The following is a 22,408-nucleotide window of genomic DNA, read 5'->3' on the forward strand; positions in this document are numbered from 1 at the left end:
GTTATCCCCGGTTTTTTTGAATTAATACCTTTGTAATGATAAATCCGGGGATAGCTTATGCTTCCGATACTAGCTTTCCTTCGGAAAGCTTTGAGCCGAGCGCTTCGCTTCTCCAGATCGGTTCTCACTCTACGTTAACATTGTGAATTTTATAATTAATCCATACAGAATGATAAATACTCCCCTACGGTAAACAGGCCTGTTGTTTCACCTGTGTATCTTAGGGGAGCACTTCGTTCTAGGCAGCGCCGTTCATTGTTTTATTTCATTTTAAATTTATACAAATACCGGTTCTTTAAATTGCTCCAGCTTCGCTGCGGAATCTCTGCTCACATCGGCATGCAGACTGCTGCCATGAGAATCCATCGTGACAATGGCGGCAAACCCGTCTACTTCCAGATGCCACATGGCCTCGGGAATACCGAACTCCATAAAGTCAACACCATTGACATTCTTAATGCACTCTGCATAATACTGGGCAGCACCGCCGATTGCATTGAGATATACAGCGCCGTGATCCCTTAAAGCCTCTAACGTTTTAGGTCCCATGCCGCCTTTTCCGATTACTGCCCTGATGCCGAATTTCTTCAAAATGTCACCCTGATAAGGCTCCTCACGGATACTTGTGGTAGGTCCAGCTGCTTTGACATGCCAGCCTTCATTATCCTTCAGCATGACAGGACCGCAGTGATAAATAACCGCACCGTTCAGATCCAGTGGAGCGTCATGATCCATCAAGTGTTTATGAAGCGCATCACGGCCAGTATGCATCTCCCCGCGAATCACAACCACATCTCCTACCTTGAGACTGCGGATCTGCTCTTCGCTGATCGGTGTTTGAAGCACGATTTCACGGTTTTTGGCTTCCTGCTTCTGAAGCTCCTTCGCTGCTGATGCTTCTTGTTCACTCTCTGTTTGCATGGAGATCCCGCTGCCGCTCTCATACAGCCAATCACGAATTTCACCGCTGTCCGGATCGATTAGCGCCCCTTGTCTGCGGAATGCCCAGCAGTTATAAGCAACCGATACGAAGAAGCTCGCCGGAAGACGATTCATCGCTCCAATTTTGCAGCCCAGCAGTGTTACCTCACCACCAAAGCCCATCGTTCCGATGCCCAGCTGATTGGCTGATTCCAAAATATATTCTTCGAGCTTCTGTAAATCAGGATTGGTATTCACGTCGTCAATATGACGGAACAGCTGCTGCTTGGCCAGCTCATAGCCTGTTGTCCGGTCTCCTCCGATTCCGACGCCGATGAATCCCGCGCTGCACCCTTGTCCCTGAGCCTGATATACAGCATGAAGAATACATTTACGGATTCCTTCGAGATCCCGTCCTGCTTTACCCAGTCCTTCCAGCTCAGCGGGCAGGCTGTACTGAATGTTCTTATTCTCACATCCCCCGCCTTTCAAAATAAGCCGGATATCGATGTTATCCTGCTCCCACTGTTCAAAATGGATGACAGGTGTACCCGGTCCCAGGTTGTCCCCGCTGTTTTTCCCTGTCAAAGAATCCACGGAGTTTGGACGAAGCTTACCGTCCTCTGTAGCCCGAATGACGGCTTTGAAAATATCTTTTTTCATCTCAATCTGGTTAGATCCCACAGGCGTATGTACAACAAATGTAGGCATGCCCGTATCCTGGCAGATGGGGGATATTTCGTTTTCTGCCATTTCGATGTTTTGCGCGATCGTGGTTAAAGCCAGTCCCGCCCGCGTTGCTGCATCCTCAGCTGCACGCCCCCGGTTTACCGCGCGCCGTACATCCGCAGGCAGATTGGTGGACGTCTCTACGATCAGACGGTATACGCTTTCTTCAAATTGCTTCATATGTGATTACTTCCCTTCTTTTTCGGTGATCAGGCGCTCAGAGCCGCCGCATAATTAAGGTTATTGTCACTATCTCTTATTATATCAAAAACTGATGTAAGGGTTTGCTTATTTTTTGGAGATTCTATATAAAAAAAGCCACCTCAGAAAGGATTGCTCCTTTGCCGAGATGGCTGTATGCTAGCAGGTTTATCAGCTTGTTATCCGTTGATAACCTCGCCGCCATTGATATGGATCATTTGGCCGCTCACGTATGAGGAATCTGAGGAAGCCAGATACACATAAGCTGGTGCCAGTTCTTCCGGCTGTCCCGGACGTTTCATAGGCTGGGAAGCACCGAACTCTGCTACCTTATCTTCCGTGAACGTGGAAGGAATAAGCGGAGTCCATATTGGACCTGGTGCTACACCATTCACTCGTATTCCTTTTTCAGCCACATTCATCGAAAGTGAACGCGTAAAGGAAACGATAGCACCTTTGGTAGAGGAATAGTCCAGCAGCTGCGGGCTTCCCCGATAGGCCGTGATCGAAGCCGTGTTAATAATCGTACTTCCTTTGCCCAGATGAGGCATCGCGGCCTGCGTAATGTAGAACATCCCAAAAATATTCGTACGGAAGGTTCTCTCAAGCTGTTCTTTTGAAATATCCTCTATGTTTTCCTGAGGATGCTGCTCCGCAGCATTGTTCACCACAATATCCAGGCGTCCAAGCTCCTCCACGGTCTGTTTCACCGCGTCACGGCAGAAAGCATCGTCACCGACATCACCGGCAATCAGGAGACATTTGCGGCCTTCCTGCTCCACCTGACGTTTAGTTTCCTCTGCATCCTTATGTTCATTCAGATATAAGATGGCTACGTCGGCACCTTCTTTGGCGTAGGCTACGGCAACCGCTCGTCCAATCCCGCTGTCACCGCCTGTTATTATAGCAGCTTTGCCTTTGAGCTTGTCTGCCGCTTTGTAATCACTAGCTTCGTACTCGGGCAGCGGATTCATCTCCGATTCAGTTCCTGGACGATGATTCTGGTGCTGCGGGGGCAGGGTTTGTTTTTGCTGGTCTTGTGACATTTGACATTTCTCCTTTCAGGTACTTGAGTATCTGGATTCACGAAAATTGTTCCCTTGTAGGATGTCTTATGCTGTGTCATCTTAATCACAGCCTCACGATATGTTAATTACCACAACCCCAAAAAGCTAAACCAAACTTCTGCTTTTTCAAGAAATTGTTTCCGGTATGGCATAAAAAAGAAGCTTGTTCCAAGTCCACACTGCACTTGAAAACAAGCCTCCGTTTGTAAATCTTATTTTTAGATTGGATATACCATGAAATAAATCATAACGACCAGCAAAACAGCCAGCAGCAAGCTGAAAGTGCGAAGTTTGGCCATATCGGCTCCAATATCACGTTTCTCACGAATACCCGCCATTGCACTCTTTAAAGGCTTGCCCATGATGCCACCGATGGCAAACATGCCGAGCAGCAGAACCGTCACAATGATCATCCAGATCACGGCATAATCTCCTTGAGACATCATATAGCCTCCGGTGATTAACTGTACAACCAGACCATATTGAGCAATACGGTTCGCTACGCGCATCACGTTAACCGCGCCTTCCTGTGCTCCTGTGGAAAGCTTTTGCGTGCTTCCAACGAGGAAAGGAAGAATCAGGTAAAACCCTAACGCTGCCGTTCCAAACATGTGCAGTAAAAAAAAGATTTTGTCCATTCCCTTGACCTCCAAGCATCATTTAGTTCGTTAAACACACCTTGCAGCAAAAAAACTATGTACCGACCATATTATACTGGACATGCACAAGAAAGAAAAGCAATCCCGCTCCCTAAAGCGGAAGCGGGATTACGATCTCATCCATTCACCCTATAGAAGGTGGTGCGGATTACATGTTGTTAATAATTTCGTTAGCGAACTCGGAGCATTTCACTTCTTTCGCATCGTCCATCAGACGAGCGAAGTCATACGTTACGGTTTTGTTATTAATGGATTTCTCCATGCCTTTGTAGATCAGGTCTGCTGCTTCCTGCCAGCCCAGGTGCTCCAGAAGCATAACACCGGAAAGGATGACAGAACCTGGGTTCACGACATCTTTATCAGCATATTTCGGTGCAGTACCGTGAGTCGCTTCAAAGATAGCATGTCCTGTTACATAGTTAATGTTAGCGCCAGGAGCAATACCGATACCGCCGACTTGTGCAGCCAGAGCGTCAGACAGATAGTCGCCGTTCAGGTTCAAGGTCGCGATTACATCAAAGTCTGTTGGACGAGTCAGCACCTGCTGCAGAGCGATATCAGCAATCGCATCTTTTACGATGATTTTGCCAGCATCTTCAGCGGCCTTCTGAGCAGCGTTCGCTGCATCCGTGCCGTCCTTTTCTTTAATGATGTCATACTGTGCCCATGTGAATACCTTGTCGCCGAACTCCTGCTCAGCCACTTCATAGCCCCAGTTTTTGAACGCGCCTTCTGTAAACTTCATGATATTGCCTTTGTGTACAAGTGTAACGCTCTTACGTTCATGCTTGATTGCATATTCCACTGCAGCGCGCACAAGACGCTTGGAGCCCTCAGAGGAAACTGGCTTGATGCCGATTCCGGAAGTTTCAGGGAAACGGATTTTGTTCACGCCCATTTCTTCCTTGAAGAATTTGATAACCTTCTTCACTTCTTCAGAACCTTCTTGATACTCAATGCCGGCATAGATGTCTTCTGTGTTCTCACGGAAGATTACCATGTCTACCAATTCCGGACGTTTAACCGGGGAAGGAACACCTGTGAAGTAACGTACAGGGCGCAGGCAAGTGTAAAGATCAAGTTCCTGGCGCAGTGCAACGTTCAGGGAACGAATACCGCCGCCAATCGGTGTAGTCAAAGGACCTTTAATGGCAACGATGTATTCACGAATAGCCTCAAGGGTATCGTTCGGAAGCCATTCATTGTATGTATTGAATGCCTTCTCGCCAGCGAATACTTCGTACCAGGCAATACTCTTGGAACCGCTGTATGCTTTCTCTACAGCTGCATCCAGCACACGCTTGGAAGCTTTCCAGATATCGCGTCCAGTTCCATCGCCTTCGATGAAAGGAATGATCGGATTGTTTGGCACCTGAAGCTTGCCGTTATCAATTGTAATTTTGTCGCCTTCTGTTGGCAGTGCAAATTTTTCGAATTTCATAGGGTTATAATTCCTCCTTGATATAATGACAGGAAAGCCGCACTGGGCCGGCATGCCGGCCAAAGGGTTCCTCTGCCTTATTGTACAGCATTACTGGTAAATTAGCGAAGATCCAGGGGTACGTATTTCTGATCTGTCAGGCCTGTATACTCTGCACGAGGCCGGATAATCCGGTTACCGTCATACTGTTCCAGAATATGTGCTGTCCATCCGGATACACGGCTGATCGCAAAAATCGGCGTAAACAATTCATGTTCAATGCCGAGCTGCGTGTATACCGAAGCAGAATAGAAATCTACATTAGGCTTCAGACCCTTTTGACCGGTGACAACTTCTTCGATCAGTACCGAAATATCGTAAAGGGTTGTATTGCCTTTCATGTCTCCAAGCTCCTTGGACATCTTCTGAAGATGCTTCGCGCGCGGGTCGCCATTCTTATATACACGGTGTCCGAAGCCCATGATTTTCTCACGGTTATCCAGCTTTTGCTGAATATAGGCTTCTGCCTTGTCGATGGTTCCGACTTCATTCAGCATCTTCATTACAGCTTCGTTAGCACCGCCGTGCAAAGGACCTTTCAATGCGCCAATTGCTGATGTGACGCCTGAGTAGATATCAGACAATGTGGCTACGGTTACACGGGAAGCAAATGTCGAAGCATTCAGCTCATGGTCCGCATGCAGTACCAAAGCCTGGTCCAGCGCCTTAATTGATGTTTCTTCCGGCTGTTCGCCTCTGAGCATATACAGGAAATTCTCAGCCAATGAGACGCCGGCTTTTGGAGCTACAGGCTCCAGACCCTGACGGATACGTGCAATGGCCGCTACTATGGTAGGCAGCTGAGCCTGCAGTTTAACCGCTTTCTTTTCATTAGCCTCCTGGCTCATATCTTCTGCTTCCTTGTCGTACAATGCCAGGGAAGATACAGCAGAACGAAGAGCAGCCATCGTGTTGGTGTCTTTCGGATACAGCTTGATCTGTTCAATCAGCGCATCCGGAATGGCAGCATAGTCGCTCATATCTTTCTGCAGCGATTGCAGTTCCTGTGCATTAGGTAGCTTTCCAAACCAGAGCAAATAAGCCACTTCTTCAAAGGTGGCCTGTTCTGCAAGGTCATCGATATTGTATCCACGGTATGTAAGAACACCGTCAACGATCGAGCTGATTGAGGAAGTTGTAGCTACAATGCCTTCCAATCCCTTGGTAGCTGTCATGCATCATCTCTCCTTTTTTATCGGGTAAACCCGGTGACTGGATTGCTGTGAAAACCGTTTCATGATACCAGATGAGGATAACAACCCTGCGGTTGTATGACATACGTTATTGCAAACTCTCTCTTATCATACCGGATATTGTCTGATAAGTGAACAGAGGCCTGCAAGATACAGTATCAAAATGTTTTATCGATACCATAAATCTTTTTTTGGAATTCCTTGTCATCTATCAAAACATACAAAAAGGAGGTGCCTGTTCCCTCCCTTTTGTTGACTCTTATTTACTTTAACCGAACCGTCCGGAGATATAATCCTGAGTCAGCTTATTTTCCGGGTTGGTGAATATTTTGTCCGTTTTGTCCCGTTCGATCATCTTACCCAGATAGAAATAGGCCGTATAATCGGACACGCGTGCTGCCTGCTGCATGTTGTGTGTCACGATGACAATTCGCAGCTCATTTTTCAGTTCAGAAATCAGTTCCTCGATTTTGCCCGTTGACACGGGATCCAGAGCGGACGCCGGCTCATCCAGAAGGAGAATGTTGGGATTGACGGACAGTGCCCGGGCGATACAAAGACGCTGCTGCTGGCCGCCTGAGAGAGACAGTGCTGATTCATTCAACCTATCCTTCACTTCGTCCCACAGCGCCGCTTTGCGCAGACTATTCTCTACAATCTCATCCAGCTGTTTCTTTTTCTTCATCCCCCTGTACCTTGGACCAAAGGCGATGTTGTTATATATGGACTTAAAAAATGGATTTGGCTTCTGCCACACCATGCCGATCTGTTGGCGCAGCTTGATAACATCGGTAGCCGGATCATTCAAATCGCTGCCGTTCATCCAGATATGTCCTGTGGTGCGCGCCTGTGAAATTGTATCATTCATCCGGTTCAAAGAACGCAAAAATGTAGATTTGCCGCAGCCAGAAGGGCCGATCAGCGCGGTCACGCTCTGTGCAGGAAACTCCAGGCTGATCCCTTTCACTGCCTCGAAATCACCATAAAACACACTTAAATGTTCCGTTCCAAAAGCTTGTGACATATGCATTCATCCTTTCTAATCGATCCGTTTGGCTGCCGTAAACTTCCGGTATGCGACTCTGCCCAGCCATCTTGCACCCAAATTGAAGCACAGGATCAAAATGACAAGTACAGCCGAAGCCCCTGCGGCAATTTCTTTCGCATCCGGAGCAAGACCTTCACTGTTCACTTTCCAGATGTGAACCGCGAGCGTTTCCGCTGGTCGCAGCGGATTGATTGGAGATCTTGAACTGAGCGGATTCCAGTCGGTGAAATCCAGCGGCGGGCTGCTCATGCCTGCAGTGAACATCAGCGCAGCTGCTTCACCAAAGATCCGGCCTGAAGCCAGGATGGTGCCTGTGATCAGACTTGGCAGTGCTACTGGCAGCAGAATGGAGGTAATGATCTTCCATTTGGACAGTCCGAGCGCGTAACCGGCTTCTTTCTGTTCTTTTGGCACCGCACGAAATGCCTGCTCTGTCGTCCGCACCATCAGCGGCAGATTAAACACGGCCAGTGCCATCGCTCCTGCCAGAAGAGAGAAGCCTAAACCGAATGCATTGACCAGCACCAACAGTCCAAACAAACCGATAACGATGGACGGGAACGAGGATAACACTTCGACAACAAGTCGAATCACATTCGTGATTTTTCCGGGTTTGGCGTATTCAGCCATATAGATCCCCCCGCCCCAGCCCAGCGGAACGGTGATGATCAAGGTCAGAATGAGCAAGAACACAGAGTTAAACAACTGGGGTCCAATCCCTCCCCCGCCCCTGATCATCTGAGGAGCACTTGTTAAGAAATGCCAGTTAATATGACCGAGTCCACGTACAATAATAAATCCAAGCAGTCCCACCAGAATGGCGACAATCAGCATCGCGAAGAAGCATATAACAATGGTCGCTATTTTATCTGCTCTTTTAGCTTTTTTAATCATCATATCCGGTTTCTCCTTTCAAGCAGTCTGACCAGGATGACAAAGACGAAAGTCATGAGCAGAAGAACCAATGCCATACTCCACAATGCATTGTTGTGGACCGAGCCCATTGCGGTATTCCCCATGCTTAATGTGATTGTACTGGTCAATGTAGCCGCCGATTCGGTTAAGGAACCAGGAACATGCGGCGCATTTCCGATAACCATCTGAACAGCGAGCGCCTCACCGAATGCCCGCGCCATCCCCAGCACCACACCGGTTAGCAGGGCTGGCAGCACGGTTGGAATTACGACACGGGATATGGTCTGCCAGCGGGTAGCTCCCAGTGCAAGAGATGATTCTCTCAGCCCTCCTGGCAGGGAAGCCAGCGCATCAGCCATAATACTCGTAATCGTCGGCAGGATCATAATCGACAAAACCAGACACCCTGCCAGAATACCGAAGCCTTGTCCGCCGATGTAATCACGTATGAACGGTACAATCACACTAAGGCCTATAAATCCGTAAACAACGGAAGGAATACCTGACAACAGCTCGACTGCCGGCTGCAAAATCCGTTTTCCGCGTCCCGGCAAAATTTCCGTCATAAATAAAGCTGCACACAGGCCGAGTGGGCCTGCAATCAAGGCGGCCAGCAGTGTTACGGCAAATGAGCCGGTAATGAACGGAAGGGCACCAAATGACTCATCAGGATTCCACGTTCTGCCTGTGAAGAACTCCTTCAGACTGACGCCATTCTCAAAAAACGTAGCCAAACCCTTGGAGGAAACAAAAAATACAATAGAAACGATCACAACCAGGAGCAGCACGACACAGATCGACGTGTATATGCGGCCAACCCACTCTTCCCAGTAATGTTTTTCTCTGCGTTTGCTTTTTTTCATATCATTGTGATTCAGAGATGTGCTTTTTCCCATCTGACCCATAACCAGCCTACTTTCTAACCGGAAAATAGAGGCGGATATCCGCCCCTTTTTCCCATTTATGGTCTTTATTTAGATGTCTTACTTTTGAGTTACGTTGCCTTCCGCATCACGAGTTACCTGCATCCCGGATACCGGGATGTAGCCCAGCTCCACAACATCACTCTCTTGCACTTCAGGAGAGAGCATGTAATCAAGGAACGCTTTTACCGTTTCGCTCGGCTCACCTTTAGTGTACATGTGCTGGTAAGCCCATACAGGGTACTCACCCTTTTCTACATTCTCAACGGTTGCTTCAACACCGGCATATTTTACAGTTTTAACGCTATCGTCAAGATATGACAGTGCCAGGTAACCAATCGCGCCTGGTGTCTCAGCAACGAGTTTTCTTACTGTACCGCTGGAGTCCTCTTGAATGGAGCCTTCAAGGTCAGCCAGCTTGGACTCTCCAAGAGCAAACTTTTCAAAAGTCGCACGTGTACCGGAGCTTGCAGGGCGGTTTACGATGACGATCTTCTGATCTTCTCCACCGAGATCTTTCCAGTTCGTTACTTTACCTGTGAAAATATCAACCAGCTGCTCTTTCGTCAGATCATCTACCGAAACCCCAGGGTTCACGACAGCCGTCATGGCTACTACGGCAACTTGATGATCCACCAGTTCTTTTGCTTTGTCGGCATCCAGCTTCTCTTCACCAAAGACGTCGGAGTTGCCAATGTCGGATTGTCCTTCCGATACTTGAGTCAGTCCGGTACCACTGCCTCCGCCTTGAACCTGAACGGTTACCTCTTTATATTTGTCATCTGCCATAAATTTTTGTCCGACTTGTTCAACCAGGGGCTGCATTGCTGTAGATCCTACCGCTAGAACAGAACCGCTGAGCTTGGATTCTGTCTCACCGCCAGCTTCAGAAGAGCCTCCTGTTCCTGATGCATCGTTGTTGGATCCGCATGCTGCAAGCGTCAGCATGAGTGCGAGAATGGTGAGCATGAATGGCAGTTTTTTCTTCATTTGAATTAGTCCTCCCTTTGTTTAGTGATGGTCTGTTTTTTTGTTAACCATCAGCACTACTTCATCTTAAAGCCCAAGTGTTATGCTGAAATTTTCGTTTTGTAAACTCTACGTAAAATCTGAACGTGTTTTGAAATGCCATTGCTGGTTTTCCTTAGTCATATCCTCTATTGTTGGAGCTGATTTTATGCGGCAGCTTCAAATTATGCTGATCAGGAAGTAGTTTGAGAGCAAATGCGACCGCTACCGTTTGTACGGGATCGTTTCGATCTCTGTGCTTCTTCGCACATTTTTCTCTATAAAAAAAGACATGATGCTGTCGGGATGGGTCTCCCTGACAACGTCATGTCTTCATTTCATGATTCAACACACTCTCAAAAGCAATTACTATCGTTTAAATATCGTAATTTTACCGTTCTTTATATTTTTCTTCATCCACTTCAGCAGAAGGATTCTATAAATTGGCCGGGTGATCGGGAACAGCATCGTAAATCCAACAATGTCTGTGACAAAACCAGGTATGATCAATAAAATTCCGCCAATAAAGATGCACAATCCTACAGCCATAGATTCACCAGGCATCATACCCGAATCCGCCTTCAGTTTGGCATCCTCCATCGCCTTGCGTCCCTCAAACCGCATCATGGCTACACCGATTGCTGACGTCAGCAATGTCAGCAGCAGAGTATTCATTCCGCCGACTTGTTCCGCAACATAAGAAAAACCGAATATTTCAATGGCAGGCATGAAGATCACGGCTGCCAGCATCCATTTCCACATTCGCTTACTCCTTTCCCTCCAAAAGAGAGTTCCTTAATGCATCATACAGCTTTGGTAAAGATTTATCCAGTCTGGCTGGTTTCCAATCCCGGTTTACCCATACGTGGCGGGTAGAACCGCTGACCAGAAGCTCTCCCTGTAACCTTGTTTCATCTGTCTGATTGTTCATGATTCCTAGCTGCCCTTCCTGCTTAGGCAGGCGCCGCACTTCGTATTTATAATGAATACGCAGCGGGGAGAACGCTGTTATCGCTGTAAACACGTGAACGAGATCATCATATTTCGCTGGGTGCTTATACTGGACATCCAGATCCACCACCGGAAGCAATACGCCGGCCGCTTCCATTCCAAGGTAATCGATGCCAGTGGCACGGATCATTTCGGTACGGCCGATCTCAAACCAGTTCAGATAGTTGGCATGGTATACAACGCCCATCTGATCTGTTTCCTGATACCTTACCCGAAAAGAAGTATGATGCCAGTTTATCGGCAGTTCATCTTTCACTCTCATTGACATGCATGTCCCTCCACTATGAACGAAAAAGCAATGGTCGATGATCGGCCATTGCTTTTTTTTCAGCATCATGTATATCTGTTTAAAACTTTTTCCTAGATTTCAGCAGGAATCTGGCTCACTTTAACCAGGTTAGTGGAGCCGGATTTACCCAGCGGGATACCAGCAGTGATAACGACCAGATCATTTTCTTTCACAAGCCCGGATTTCACACCGCCCTGTAGAGCATAGTCGAACATTTCGTCAGTTGAAGTTGCAGCCTCTCCCTTAACCGGGAACACACCCCAAGTCAGAGCCAGACGTCTGAGAGTTCTCTCCTCAGTAGTCACAGCAACAATCGGAGCTTTAGGACGGTACTTGGATACCATACGAGCTGTTGTACCCGACTGCGTGGAGGAAATGATCGCTTTCGCATTCAAGTCCAGAGCCGAGATGGCTACCGATTGGCTGATCGCTTCGGTAACGCTGGTTTCTTGAGCAATACGCTGCTTCAAGAACAGATCGCGGTAGTTCAGTGCAGACTCGGCTTTCTCTGCAATACGTGACATGGTCAGAACGGATTCTACCGGATACTTACCGGCAGCTGTTTCACCGGACAGCATGATCGCGTCAGTGCCATCAAAGATGGCGTTCGCAACGTCACTCGCTTCAGCACGAGTTGGGCGGGGGTTACGCTGCATGGAATCCAGCATCTGTGTTGCGGTGATAACAGGTTTTCCTGCAATATTACATTTCTCAATCATACGTTTTTGCGCAAGAGGTACCTCTTCAGCAGGAATTTCTACGCCGAGGTCACCACGAGCAACCATGAGACCATCGGAAGCCTCGAGAATCTCATCAAGGTTGTCAACACCCTGCTGGTTCTCAATTTTGGAGATGATCTGGATATGTTCAGCGTTATGACGCTTTAACAGTTCACGGATTTCTAGAACATCGCTTGCTTTACGGACGAAGGATGCTGCAACAAAATCGATGCCTTGTTCGATTCCGAAAATGATATCGTTGGCGTCTTTCTCTGTAATACCTGGCAAAGAAATCGAAACACCCGGTACATTAACACCTTTCTTGCTCTTGATCGTTCCGCCGTTTACGACGCGGCATCTGATTTCTGTGCCCTGAACCTCAACCACAGTCAAACCAATCAAGCCGTCATCGATGAGGATGGTGGATCCTGACTGAACATCTGCAGGCAGATCCTTATAAGTAACAGACAAACGGTTCTTGTCGCCAAGAATTTCTTCCGTAGTCAGCGTGATGTATTCATCCTGAACCAATTCGATAGGCTCCACTTCCAGTTTACCTGTGCGGATTTCCGGTCCCTTTGTATCCAGCAGGATCGCTACCGTCTTGTTCAGTTCTTCGCAAGCTTGACGGATGTTTTTGATTCGGTTGCCATGCTCTTCGAAGTCACCGTGGGAAAAATTCAGACGGGCAACATTCATACCGGCCATAATCAGCTTCTTGGTGTTTTCCAACGATTCACTGGAAGGACCGATCGTACATACAATTTTTGTTTTGCGCATTTGGGTTTCCTCCGTTTTTCAAGGGTTCTCTATATCTCTTCCAACAATTAAATCTACTACAGTTTTCGACGTTTGTATAGGAATTTTGTCACATTGTTCTACAAAACGGAATTAGCCTGGGGTTCAGACTGTGCAAAATCAAAGCTGCCAATCTTTCTGAATTTACGATACCGGTCCTCGATCAATTCGCAGGCATCCATCGCAGACAGCTCTTTCAAGTGGCGGAGCAGGGCGTCTTTAATAAAAGCTGCCGCTTCCTCATACCCGCGGTGGGCTCCACCCTGCGGCTCCGGAATAATCTCCTCGATCACTTCCATTTCCAGCAGATCCTGAGCCGTAATCTTCATGGCCTGGGCTGCCTGGTCAGCCTTCGAGGCATCCTTCCACAGAATCGATGCCGCACCGTTCGGGGATATGACCGAGTAGATGGCATGCTCCAGCATCAGAACACGGTTGCCGACAGCCATCGCGAGTGCACCGCCGCTGCCTCCTTCGCCGATGACAATACATACGACTGGAACACCGAGGGAAGACATTTCACGCAGATTCCGGGCAATCGCCTCGGATTGTCCCCGCTCTTCTGCCGTATTACCCGGGTAAGCGCCTTTTGTATCGATGAACGTTACGATCGGTCGTTTAAACTTCTCCGCCTGCTGCATCAGCCGCAGCGCCTTTCGGAAGCCTTCAGGATGCGCACTTCCGAAGAAGCGCGCGATATTATCTTTCGTATCTTTTCCCCGCTGCTGTCCGATCACAGTCACTGGCACACCGTTCAGTTTGGCAAGGCCCCCCACTACAGCAAGGTCATCACCATACAAACGGTCACCATGGAGCTCAATAAAATCCGTAAATATTAGCTGGATTAGATCCAGGGAAGTGGGGCGCTGCTGGTGTCTTGCCAAATGCATTTTCTGCGAGGGGGAGATCGAGGAGTAAATCTCTTCCTCCAAACGTGTATATCTTTCTTCCAAACGGGCAATCTCATCCGTAAAATCGATGCCCTTCTCCTGGCCAAACTGCTTCAGTTCCTCGATCTTTTTGCGCATTTCGCCAAGAGGTTTTTCGAAAGGTAATTCGCCTGACATTAAAATCCCCCCTTCACGGCATGCATTTCGAGCAGTTTGCCCAGCATGCTGCGTAAATCCTTACGATGCACAACCATATCCAGCTGTCCGTGAGCCAGATTAAATTCAGCGGTCTGAAAATCATCAGGAAGCTTTTGGCGGATCGTCTGTTCGATTACGATTCTGCCCGCAAACCCGAATACGGCTCCAGGCTCAGCGATATTGATATCACCCAGTGTCGCAAAACTGGCAGAAACGCCGCCTGTTGTAGGATCCGTAATGACCGACATATACAATCCGCCTTGTTCCCCGAAACGGGACAAGGCTGCACTGGTTTTGGCCATCTGCATCAGACTGAGAATGCTCTCCTGCATTCTTGCACCGCCAGAGGTCGAAAATATGATCAGAGGGAGACGATGCTCTGTGGCATGCTCAATGGCGCGCGTGATTTTCTCACCCACGACAGATCCCATGCTGCCTGTAAAAAAGTCGAAGCTCATCACAGCAACCACAACAGGTTGTCCTGTAATAAAGCCCTTGCCGGTAATCACTGCATCACGAAGACCTGACTTCATCTTCTGCTGATCCAGCTTGGCGGCATAACCCGGAAACTGAAGCGGATCGACAGAGATCATCTCGGCGTCAAACTCTTCGAAGCTTGTCTCATCCAGCGTAATCCCGATTCGTTCCAGCGCGTTCAGTCTCATATGATACCCGCATTCAGGACATACCTTCAGATTTTTCTCGAGCTCCTTGCTGTACTGAATAGTGCCGCATTTGCTGCACTTGTTCATCAAACCTTCAGGAATTTCGCGCTTTGGACGTTCTCCCTCTTCCGTCTGTCCGGTCTTCGCCGCTTGCTCGGAAGGGATCGTGGCATATCTTCTCTTCTTCTGAAACAGATCTTTGAACACAACTACACCTCTCCAGCCGTATATTTGAATGGCCGCAAACTCAGCAATCTCGATTTACCTGGCAAGCTTCGCTATGTATCCCTTGAGCTAGGGGCGCAAAATGGAATTCAATACTTCCTGTACCTCCTCCAGTTCCCCGGATGGTACTCGTATCTCATATTGTTGTTTGGAAAGATTCACAGGACGGCTCTGAACCAAAAAACCTTCTTCTGTCAGCCTGGTTTTAATCATTTCCGCCACCTTGGAGGTGGGCGCGATATAAATTACCGTCCACATGCCTTTCAGATCCCCCTAATCTCGTGCCATAGGCATATCCTGAGCCGATATAATGGATAATGATAACACACTTCACTTTTTACCTCAACAAAAGAGGAAGGGGGATGAAAGTAGGCTCCATCCGGGATACTGGAGAGAATCAGGCCGAATCTGTCAGCCTTTGTCAGTCTGTGCCGGTTGTATATGAAGCTGCTCCGGGATGGTTATGAGCAATTCTGGATGAAGCCGCAGCCGCAATGCCGGCGACCAGATCATCCAGAAAGACATGAATGGCCCCGCTTTCTTCATTTAATGTATCAATTACACCGATTTTTTCCTTGTCCAGATAACCAAAACTGGTTAACCCAATCATGCCATATATACTGGTAACGCCCAGAGCCATCGTTTCATCTACACCGTAAAGCGGTTCATCATTCTCCATAATCGACTGCAGGGGCTCTGGCAGCAGCTTTCTTTCAGCAAGCTTGTCTAATGCAATGCCGGTAAACAAGGTATACTGTACTTCACGTTTTCCTAACACAGCACGCACACTATCCTCACAAGTCAGCATGGTGAGTCCGGGATGGTATTTTTGCTGAAGCTTGAACACAATATCCGCAATTGCACGCACACTGACACCTCTTTCAGCCAGCATCGCCTCTGCCAATTCGGTTGACATAATGAATCCCTCCTGCGCTTTACCGGATAAAACACTTCTGCTTCAGCCCTGAGGCCATAGAGCAGTATTTACGGAAAGTGATCTCCGTAGTGTCCTAAGTGTATGCGGGAGGGATATGAAACGTTCATGAAATTTTAATTCCACTGTCCAGCATTATTTCAACTTCACTGTATCTTTTCCCAGCATATCCTCCATGGCAGAGATCAATACATCGGTCGGGGAGATCCGGTAAGCATCGCTTAGAGCAAGCACTTTTTGAGAACTTTCGTAAAAAAGTACCGTGGCCGCAGGGCCTGGATGCTCTTGAAGCAAAGTTTTCAGCCTGCTCAGTACATCGGGATCTTCCGCAGCCGGTGAAATTTTAACAAACACTCTCTGGGATGTCCCGGATGTTGAGGCAGGCGGTTTGACCTGTGCTGACGCAGCCCTATGATCCCCTGCAGCGGACACCGCAGAAGGCGGTACGGGCCTGCGAGATGCGGCCGGGGTACCACCTGCAGCCGGTTTCCGGGGCTCATCCCTGTAGGATTTGGTCCGGCGGATCAGCTGATGAAGCCGGTCTTCTGCAAGCGGTGCAAGTTCTTCGGCCAGGAGCTTGAATCCTTCGTCCTGCTGTTGAACCTTGGCCCTTAAAGCCAGGAGCGCACCTTTCTCCACCAGCTGGCTGTTTCGCCTCCATACTTCAGGAAACAGAACCACCTCACAGCGGTCGATCTGATCCTCCCATTCCACAAAAGCCATCGCTTTCCCCTGTTTGGTCGTGATCGTTTTTACCGATACGATCATCCCTGCTACAGTAACCTGCGTGTCATCCGGAACTTCATCCAGCTCCACGAGGCGCTGGGTGCCAGCTTCCTGAAGCAGCTCCTCATAATCATCCAGCGGATGCCCTGAGAGATACATTCCAAGCAGTTCCCGCTCCAGTTCCAGCTGCTGGCTGCCGGTATAGGCCGGAATATCCGGATAATCCATATCCCAGTTCGCCGTCTCGATCACATCGAAATCAAACAGCTGGATCTGAAGATCCTCCCTCTCTTTTCTCCACTTCAGTGCTGCCTCGACGGTTTCATCCACCATGGCAACCAATTGGGAACGGTGACCCGGCAAGGAATCAAATGCGCCTGCCTGAATCAAAGATTCGATTACCCGTTTATTGCAGACCCGCAGATCTACCCTGCGGCAAAAGTCCAGCAGGCTCTCGAACGGTTCTTCTTCACGAAGGCGAACGATGCTCTCGACAGCCTGGGTGCCGACATTTTTGATCGCGGCGAGACCGAAGCGGATGACATGCTCCACCTCGCCTCCTTCACCGGCTGCCGCTGCAGCAGGAGTGAACAAGGCCCGGCTCTCATTAATATCCGGGGAGAGCACCTGGATGTTCATACGGTGACATTCCAGAACGTATTCCGCCACTTTCCGATGGTTGCCCATAACCGCGGTTAGCATGGATGCCATGAAATGAACCGGATAATGAGCTTTCAGATAAGCGGTCTGAAAAGCAAGCACGCCATAGGCCGCAGCGTGAGCACGCGGAAATCCGTAGTCTGCAAAACGGACGATCATATCGTATACCCGATTGGCATCCTCCTCAGAGTATCCCTGCTTCAAGCTGCCTGTAACAAAGTGGCTCCGCTCTGTATCGAGCACTTCCCTTTTCTTCTTCGATACGGCACGCCTGAGCAGATCGGCTTCGCCCAGAGAAAAGCCTGCCATGGAGGAAGCAATCTGCATAATCTGCTCCTGGTAGACGATGATCCCCTGTGTGTCACCCAGAATAGCTACCAGATCCGGATGCGGATACTCCGGTTCAATGATGCCGTGCTTTGCCTGAATAAATTTCGGAATGAATTCCATCGGACCCGGTCTATACAAGGCAAGAACCGACACAATATCCTCGAATACTGCAGGCTTCAGATCCTTGAGCACCCTGCGCATGCCTGCCGATTCCAGCTGGAACACCCCTGTGGTGTCACCCTTACCGAGCATTGCATATGTCACTGGGTCATCATCCGGCACCTCGGCTAGATCAGGTGCACCGCCTTTGGTTTCTTCGATCCATTTCATTGTTCTCTCGATAATGGACAGGGTTCTGAGTCCCAGAAAGTCCATCTTCAGCAGCCCGATGCTCTCCAGACTCTCCATTGGATATTGGGTTAATGCCGTCTTTTCACTGCCTTCCTGGAGCGGGACGACATCGGTGAGCGGGCTTTTCGAGATCACGACACCTGCCGCATGGGTTGAGGCATGCCGGGGCATCCCCTCTACCTTCATGGCTAAATCGAGCAGCTGACGTACCTTGGGGTTACGCTCATACTGTTCCTTCAGGCCTTCGCTATCCTGCACGGCCCGGGAAATCCGGATGCCCAGCTGATTCGGAATCAGCTTGGCCGCCTTGTCCACATCACCAAAAGGCACATTGAGTGCCCGTCCAACGTCCCGAACAGCCGCCCTCGCTGCAAGCGTGCCAAATGTAATGATCTGCGCAACATGCTGGTTCCCGTACTTGTCTACTACGTAATCAATGACTTCATCACGCCGTTCATCACTGAAATCGATGTCTATATCCGGCATGGTGACACGTTCCGGGTTCAAAAATCGTTCAAAAAGAAGATGGTATTTGATCGGATCGACATTCGTAATTTTAAGTGTATACGCTACAAGACTCCCTGCAGAAGACCCCCTGCCAGGTCCTACGGCAATCTCCTGAGCGTGTGCATAGGCGATAAAATCCCATACGATCAAAAAATAATGGCTGAACCCCATATTTTCGATGACACCAAGTTCATAATTCAGCCGCTCTTCCAGCTCTTTCTTCAAGTTTTCGTCCTGCCATCGTTCCCCGTCTCCATAACGCTCCTGAAGTCCGCGGGAACACAGCTCCCTCAGGTAACCGGCGGCATCGATGCCTTCCGGAAGCGGTCGATATTCCGGAAGGATAGACTTGCCAAAGGTCAGTTCCAGATTGCATTGTTCAGCGATAAGAGAAGTATTCTCTATCGCTTCCGGTATATGAGGAAACAGACGGGACATGTCCTCACCGCTTTTCAAGTACAGCTGCTGGGTCGGAATTTTAAGCCTGTCCTCATCCTCAACGGTTTTACCGGTACCGATACATATCAGCACATCCTGAACCTCTGCATCTTCCGAGGACAGATAGTGGACATCATTGGTCAGTACGAGTGGTATACCGGTATCCTGACTCAAGGCAATCAGCTGAGGATTGACCCGCTTCTGCTCAGTCAGGCCGTGATCCTGCAGCTCGAGATAATAATCAGGTCCAAAAATTTCCTGATACCGCAGCGCGGCTCTTCTTGCTTCATCGGTACGGCCGTGCAGCAAATGCTGGGGAACCTCTCCTCCCAGACAAGCACTCAGGCATACGATGCCTTCATGATGCGCAGCCAAAGCTTCCATATCAATTCTGGGCTTGTAATGAAACCCTTCCAGGTGTCCCATCGAACAGAGCTTCATCAAATTTCGGTAGCCTGTTTCATTCTTGGCCAGCAGGATGAGATGGTAGATCGGCTGGTCTTTCCGGCTGCCGCGTTCTTTGCGCGAGCCTGCCGTCATATATGCTTCACAGCCAATGATTGGCTTGATTCCATGACGTTTGCATAATTTATAAAATGGAACGGCGCCGTACATGACCCCGTGATCGGTCAGGGCGAGTGATTTCATTCCGAGCGCTGCTGCCTTAAGAACCATATCTTCTAGTCGTGCGGCCCCGTCCAGCAGGCTGTATTCACTGTGTACATGCAGATGCACGAAAGAGCTCATGGCTCGCCTCCCTTTTGGCTCAAGACACGTCGTGAGCCTGAAATTCTTACTAATATTTTATCATATTGTGAGACGGGCCGCCCATACAATGAAACAGGAGACTTCTGGACAGGCGCTCACCACCGGCCTGTTCGGCAGAAAGGGGTCAGACACGGATGAGTATCTTTTTATCAAAAGCCATTCTCGATTTCTTCATCGCATTCGGGATTGTGCTCGGCGGAGCCATGGTAGGGGGAATTGGCGCTGTCCTGTCCATGCAGCCTCCGACCCAGACCATGCTGGATGTGGCAGACCGGATCAAGATCTGGGCGCTTGCGGCAGCGGTCGGCGGAACGATCGATCCCATGCGGGTAATTGAAAGTAACATGCTGGGCGGCAACCTGTCACCGGCGATCAAACAAATTTTGTATCTCGTGTTCGCCTTCCTTGGAGCACATATGGGCAGCGAGCTGGTCAAGTGGGTCTGCCAAAGCCGGAGCTGACATTATGCGAGTTCCGCCTTTGCGCCGTTTCCGCCCCTTTTATCAGGCTGCCTCGTGTATCGTCCTCGGTATGGTGATCGGCAGCGTGGTCTACAATTCGTTCTATCATGCCAGCTATAACAAGCTGTGGATGAATAACCGGGATATGCAGATTCAGATATCACAGTATGAAGAGGACATTCTCCATCTAAAAAAATACAGCAAGCAGCCTACTGTCATCCGGGAAATCAAGCTGCGGGCCGAGCAGAAAAATGAAATGCTGGATGATTTGATTGTGAAGGAAATCCTGCAGCTGCTGGGTAAGGATTTGGCCGCCCTGCGCGGGCGAAGTATCTTTGATATTGACACCGACAGCAAGCTCACCCGCTCTCTCCTGGACGACAAGCTATATACAGTCAGAGATAAAAACTATGCCGTGAAAATCCGCACGATGCTGGTTATGGAAGGCGTGCTGCAGATCTGGGTTGAAATTAGTGTCAGGATTCAAACCGGAACGGATTCATGATACAATACGGCTATTCCGTGTTACATCAAAGGAGTGCCTTGATTCATGATTGACATGCTAAAATACGTCCTGATAGCCCTGCTTGCCATCTCCACTCTGGCAGCCGCACGAAACAGCATTTACGCCCGCCGCAAGAAGGATCCTCTTGACCGCGGTATGCATCGCGCTTCGACAAATATCTGGATGGGCGTGATGCTTGTCGTTCTATCGGTCCTGGCTATGTTTATGTTCAGTGGATCCACATTGGCTGTCATTGTAGAAGCGATATTTATGGTGCTCGGTGCGTTTAATATTTTTGCAGGTATACGAAGCCGTTCTTATCTTAATCGTCAACAAAAGATTAATACCTAAAAAAAGGATTCCAAAGATCAATGTCTTTGGAATCCTTTTTTTATTGCCTGCCGCCTGACGGCATGCACCTTACACTTACCCCTGATCAATGGCCTGCAGGGTCATGACGGATTTGACGACCAGACTGGATTCATGAACCATCTCCACTTCCATTTTGCAGGTCCTGCGGCTCATCTCCAGCAGGCGGGGATAAATAATGATCGGATCCTCGATCTGGACAGGGCGGATAAAAAATGTAGAAACCTGATCCAGGACATAATCACCACCAGTTAGATCCTTGGCCGCTTTAAATGCAGCCTGACTCATGACCGTGGTCATCACCCCTTGGGATATGGTCCCAAGATCTGTCGCCATCTGCGGTGTAATGATACCATGAAACAACAATCTTCCCTGCTCGTCGCGCTCCTCCGCAAATCCGTTCCAGATCAACTGATCGAAGGTCTCTCCTGTCTGCGGCTGATTGCGGGCATTCCTCAGTGCAGACAGCACCTCCTTGCGCGTTACAGTCGCGACCAGCTTGCGGTTCCGATCAACAATCGGCAAAAAATCTATGCCTTCCCACATCATAATCTGCGCTGCCGATGCAAGAGAAGTTTTGAGCGTTGCAGTAATCGGATTGCGTGTAATCGCCTTCTCAATAGGCTGATGATCTGCCAGCACGGCTGCATCCTTGGCCCCTACAATCCCGATGACCCGGTTCCACTCATCCGTTACGGGAAACCGCTGCTCCCCGGTCTGCTTCGCAATCTCTCTCATTTCCAGGGCGGTGGCCGAATTTTTCAAGGGCTGGATTCTGGATTTGTCACCTGCAATATCTTCAACCAGCATGATTTTCTTCTTGATCAGCCGGTCGAAGATGGCCCGGTTAATCATGGAGGCTACCGTAAACGTATCGTGGCGGGAAGACATGACGGGAAGTCCAAGGGAATCAGCCAGCTGCTTGACCTCCCGGCTGGTTCCGAATCCGCCTGTGATCAGTACGCCAGCTCCCTGCTTTAATGCCAGCACATGAGCATCTTCTCTGTTACCGACAATCATCAGACTGCCAGCGTCAATATACTGAACCATTGCTTCGACCTTCATAGCGCCAATCACATATTTGTGAAGGCTTTTCTCGAGTCCGGCCGAGCCTCCGAGAACATGGGCTTCTACAATGTTCACCACATCTGAAAATGTCAGCTGTTCCGATATATTCCGCGGCTTGCGTTCAACCCGCACCGTTCCGATTCTCTCCTTGGTGACCACAATACCGAGGGATTCCGCTTCTTTGACTGCCCGGTAAGCGGTACCTTCACTGACACCCAGCTCTTTCGCCAGCCCGCGGACCGATATTTTCGTCCCGACCTTGAGGCTTTCAATATATTGGACGAGCTGCTCGTGCTTCGTGACCGTATCATCCTTGATATCCAACTGTTACACTCCCTTCCTTCCATCTGTA

21 protein-coding genes are annotated in these 22,408 nt (G+C 49.1%); 3 read left to right on the plus strand and 18 right to left on the minus strand.

Going from position 1 to position 22,408, the window contains the following annotated elements:
- Positions 1 to 276: 276 nt before the first annotated feature.
- The 17 genes from HII30_RS06765 to HII30_RS06845 all read right to left on the minus strand — a co-directional run bounded on the left by HII30_RS06765 (position 277) and on the right by HII30_RS06845 (position 19,632).
- The gene (locus HII30_RS06765) at positions 277 to 1,830 is read right to left on the minus strand and encodes a fumarate hydratase (RefSeq protein WP_169504261.1); all 1,554 of its coding nucleotides are present in this window, start codon (positions 1,828 to 1,830) and stop codon (positions 277 to 279) included.
- A 200-nt stretch (positions 1,831 to 2,030) separates the two neighbouring features.
- Positions 2,031 to 2,897, minus strand: coding sequence for an SDR family oxidoreductase (locus HII30_RS06770; RefSeq protein ID WP_169504262.1), 867 nt, complete (start codon positions 2,895 to 2,897; stop codon positions 2,031 to 2,033).
- A 239-nt stretch (positions 2,898 to 3,136) separates the two neighbouring features.
- Positions 3,137 to 3,556, minus strand: a complete 420-nt coding sequence (locus HII30_RS06775) for a hypothetical protein (protein WP_169504263.1) — start codon at positions 3,554 to 3,556, stop codon at positions 3,137 to 3,139.
- Positions 3,557 to 3,725: 169 nt separating this feature from the next.
- The gene (gene icd, locus HII30_RS06780) at positions 3,726 to 5,018 is read right to left on the minus strand and encodes an NADP-dependent isocitrate dehydrogenase (protein ID WP_169504264.1); all 1,293 of its coding nucleotides are present in this window, start codon (positions 5,016 to 5,018) and stop codon (positions 3,726 to 3,728) included.
- 101 nt (positions 5,019 to 5,119) lie between these two features.
- Entirely contained in the window at positions 5,120 to 6,232 is a 1,113-nt protein-coding gene (citZ, locus tag HII30_RS06785; RefSeq protein WP_169504265.1) for a citrate synthase, read from the minus strand.
- Positions 6,233 to 6,518: 286 nt separating this feature from the next.
- On the minus strand, positions 6,519 to 7,274 hold the full coding sequence (gene pstB, locus HII30_RS06790) for a phosphate ABC transporter ATP-binding protein PstB (protein WP_169504266.1): 756 nt from the start codon (positions 7,272 to 7,274) through the stop codon (positions 6,519 to 6,521).
- Positions 7,275 to 7,289: 15 nt separating this feature from the next.
- Positions 7,290 to 8,192 (minus strand): phosphate ABC transporter permease PstA, encoded by a 903-nt coding sequence (pstA, locus tag HII30_RS06795; RefSeq protein WP_169504361.1) that lies wholly within the window; start codon positions 8,190 to 8,192, stop codon positions 7,290 to 7,292.
- A complete protein-coding gene (pstC, locus tag HII30_RS06800; protein ID WP_169504267.1) occupies positions 8,192 to 9,076 on the minus strand; it encodes a phosphate ABC transporter permease subunit PstC in 885 nt (294 codons plus the stop codon). The genes pstA and pstC overlap by 1 nt, the downstream gene beginning before the upstream one ends.
- Before the next feature lie 120 nt (positions 9,077 to 9,196).
- A complete protein-coding gene (locus tag HII30_RS06805) occupies positions 9,197 to 10,126 on the minus strand; it encodes a phosphate ABC transporter substrate-binding protein PstS family protein (RefSeq protein WP_169504268.1) in 930 nt (309 codons plus the stop codon).
- Between the two features lie 387 nt (positions 10,127 to 10,513).
- Positions 10,514 to 10,906, minus strand: a complete 393-nt coding sequence (locus HII30_RS06810; protein ID WP_169504269.1) for an FxsA family protein — start codon at positions 10,904 to 10,906, stop codon at positions 10,514 to 10,516.
- Positions 10,907 to 10,910: 4 nt separating this feature from the next.
- Positions 10,911 to 11,417 (minus strand): acyl-CoA thioesterase, encoded by a 507-nt coding sequence (locus HII30_RS06815; RefSeq protein ID WP_169504362.1) that lies wholly within the window; start codon positions 11,415 to 11,417, stop codon positions 10,911 to 10,913.
- 98 nt (positions 11,418 to 11,515) lie between these two features.
- The gene (gene pyk / locus HII30_RS06820) at positions 11,516 to 12,943 is read right to left on the minus strand and encodes a pyruvate kinase (RefSeq protein WP_169504270.1); all 1,428 of its coding nucleotides are present in this window, start codon (positions 12,941 to 12,943) and stop codon (positions 11,516 to 11,518) included.
- 98 nt (positions 12,944 to 13,041) lie between these two features.
- Positions 13,042 to 14,028 carry an acetyl-CoA carboxylase carboxyltransferase subunit alpha gene (locus HII30_RS06825; RefSeq protein ID WP_169504271.1) on the minus strand — a complete coding sequence of 329 codons (987 nt, stop codon included), beginning with the start codon at positions 14,026 to 14,028 and terminating at the stop codon, positions 13,042 to 13,044.
- Positions 14,028 to 14,921, minus strand: a complete 894-nt coding sequence (gene accD, locus HII30_RS06830) for an acetyl-CoA carboxylase, carboxyltransferase subunit beta (RefSeq protein WP_169504272.1) — start codon at positions 14,919 to 14,921, stop codon at positions 14,028 to 14,030. The genes HII30_RS06825 and accD overlap by 1 nt, the downstream gene beginning before the upstream one ends.
- Positions 14,922 to 15,008: 87 nt before the next feature.
- The gene (locus tag HII30_RS06835) at positions 15,009 to 15,197 is read right to left on the minus strand and encodes a glutamate decarboxylase (RefSeq protein ID WP_169504273.1); all 189 of its coding nucleotides are present in this window, start codon (positions 15,195 to 15,197) and stop codon (positions 15,009 to 15,011) included.
- Between the two features lie 163 nt (positions 15,198 to 15,360).
- Positions 15,361 to 15,855 (minus strand): phosphatidylglycerophosphatase A family protein, encoded by a 495-nt coding sequence (locus tag HII30_RS06840; protein WP_169504274.1) that lies wholly within the window; start codon positions 15,853 to 15,855, stop codon positions 15,361 to 15,363.
- 153 nt (positions 15,856 to 16,008) lie between these two features.
- On the minus strand, positions 16,009 to 19,632 hold the full coding sequence (locus HII30_RS06845; protein ID WP_169504275.1) for a DNA polymerase III subunit alpha: 3,624 nt from the start codon (positions 19,630 to 19,632) through the stop codon (positions 16,009 to 16,011).
- A gap of 155 nt (positions 19,633 to 19,787) precedes the next feature.
- Here HII30_RS06845 and HII30_RS06850 point away from each other — a divergent pair, with 155 nt between their 5' ends.
- The 3 genes from HII30_RS06850 to HII30_RS06860 are packed head-to-tail and all read left to right on the plus strand — an operon-like array spanning position 19,788 to position 20,970.
- Positions 19,788 to 20,114, plus strand: coding sequence for a YtrH family sporulation protein (locus HII30_RS06850; RefSeq protein ID WP_169504276.1), 327 nt, complete (start codon positions 19,788 to 19,790; stop codon positions 20,112 to 20,114).
- 4 nt (positions 20,115 to 20,118) lie between these two features.
- The gene (locus tag HII30_RS06855) at positions 20,119 to 20,619 is read left to right on the plus strand and encodes a sporulation membrane protein YtrI (protein ID WP_169504277.1); all 501 of its coding nucleotides are present in this window, start codon (positions 20,119 to 20,121) and stop codon (positions 20,617 to 20,619) included.
- 45 nt (positions 20,620 to 20,664) lie between these two features.
- Positions 20,665 to 20,970, plus strand: coding sequence for a YtpI family protein (locus tag HII30_RS06860; RefSeq protein WP_169504278.1), 306 nt, complete (start codon positions 20,665 to 20,667; stop codon positions 20,968 to 20,970).
- A 75-nt stretch (positions 20,971 to 21,045) separates the two neighbouring features.
- Here HII30_RS06860 and HII30_RS06865 read toward each other — a convergent pair whose 3' ends face one another.
- On the minus strand, positions 21,046 to 22,380 hold the full coding sequence (locus HII30_RS06865) for a DRTGG domain-containing protein (protein ID WP_169504279.1): 1,335 nt from the start codon (positions 22,378 to 22,380) through the stop codon (positions 21,046 to 21,048).
- Between the last annotated feature and the right edge of the window lie 28 nt (positions 22,381 to 22,408).

The organism is Paenibacillus lemnae (assembly GCF_012933385.1).
In the GTDB taxonomy this organism is placed as follows: Bacteria; Bacillota; Bacilli; order Paenibacillales; family Paenibacillaceae; genus Paenibacillus_AQ; species Paenibacillus_AQ lemnae.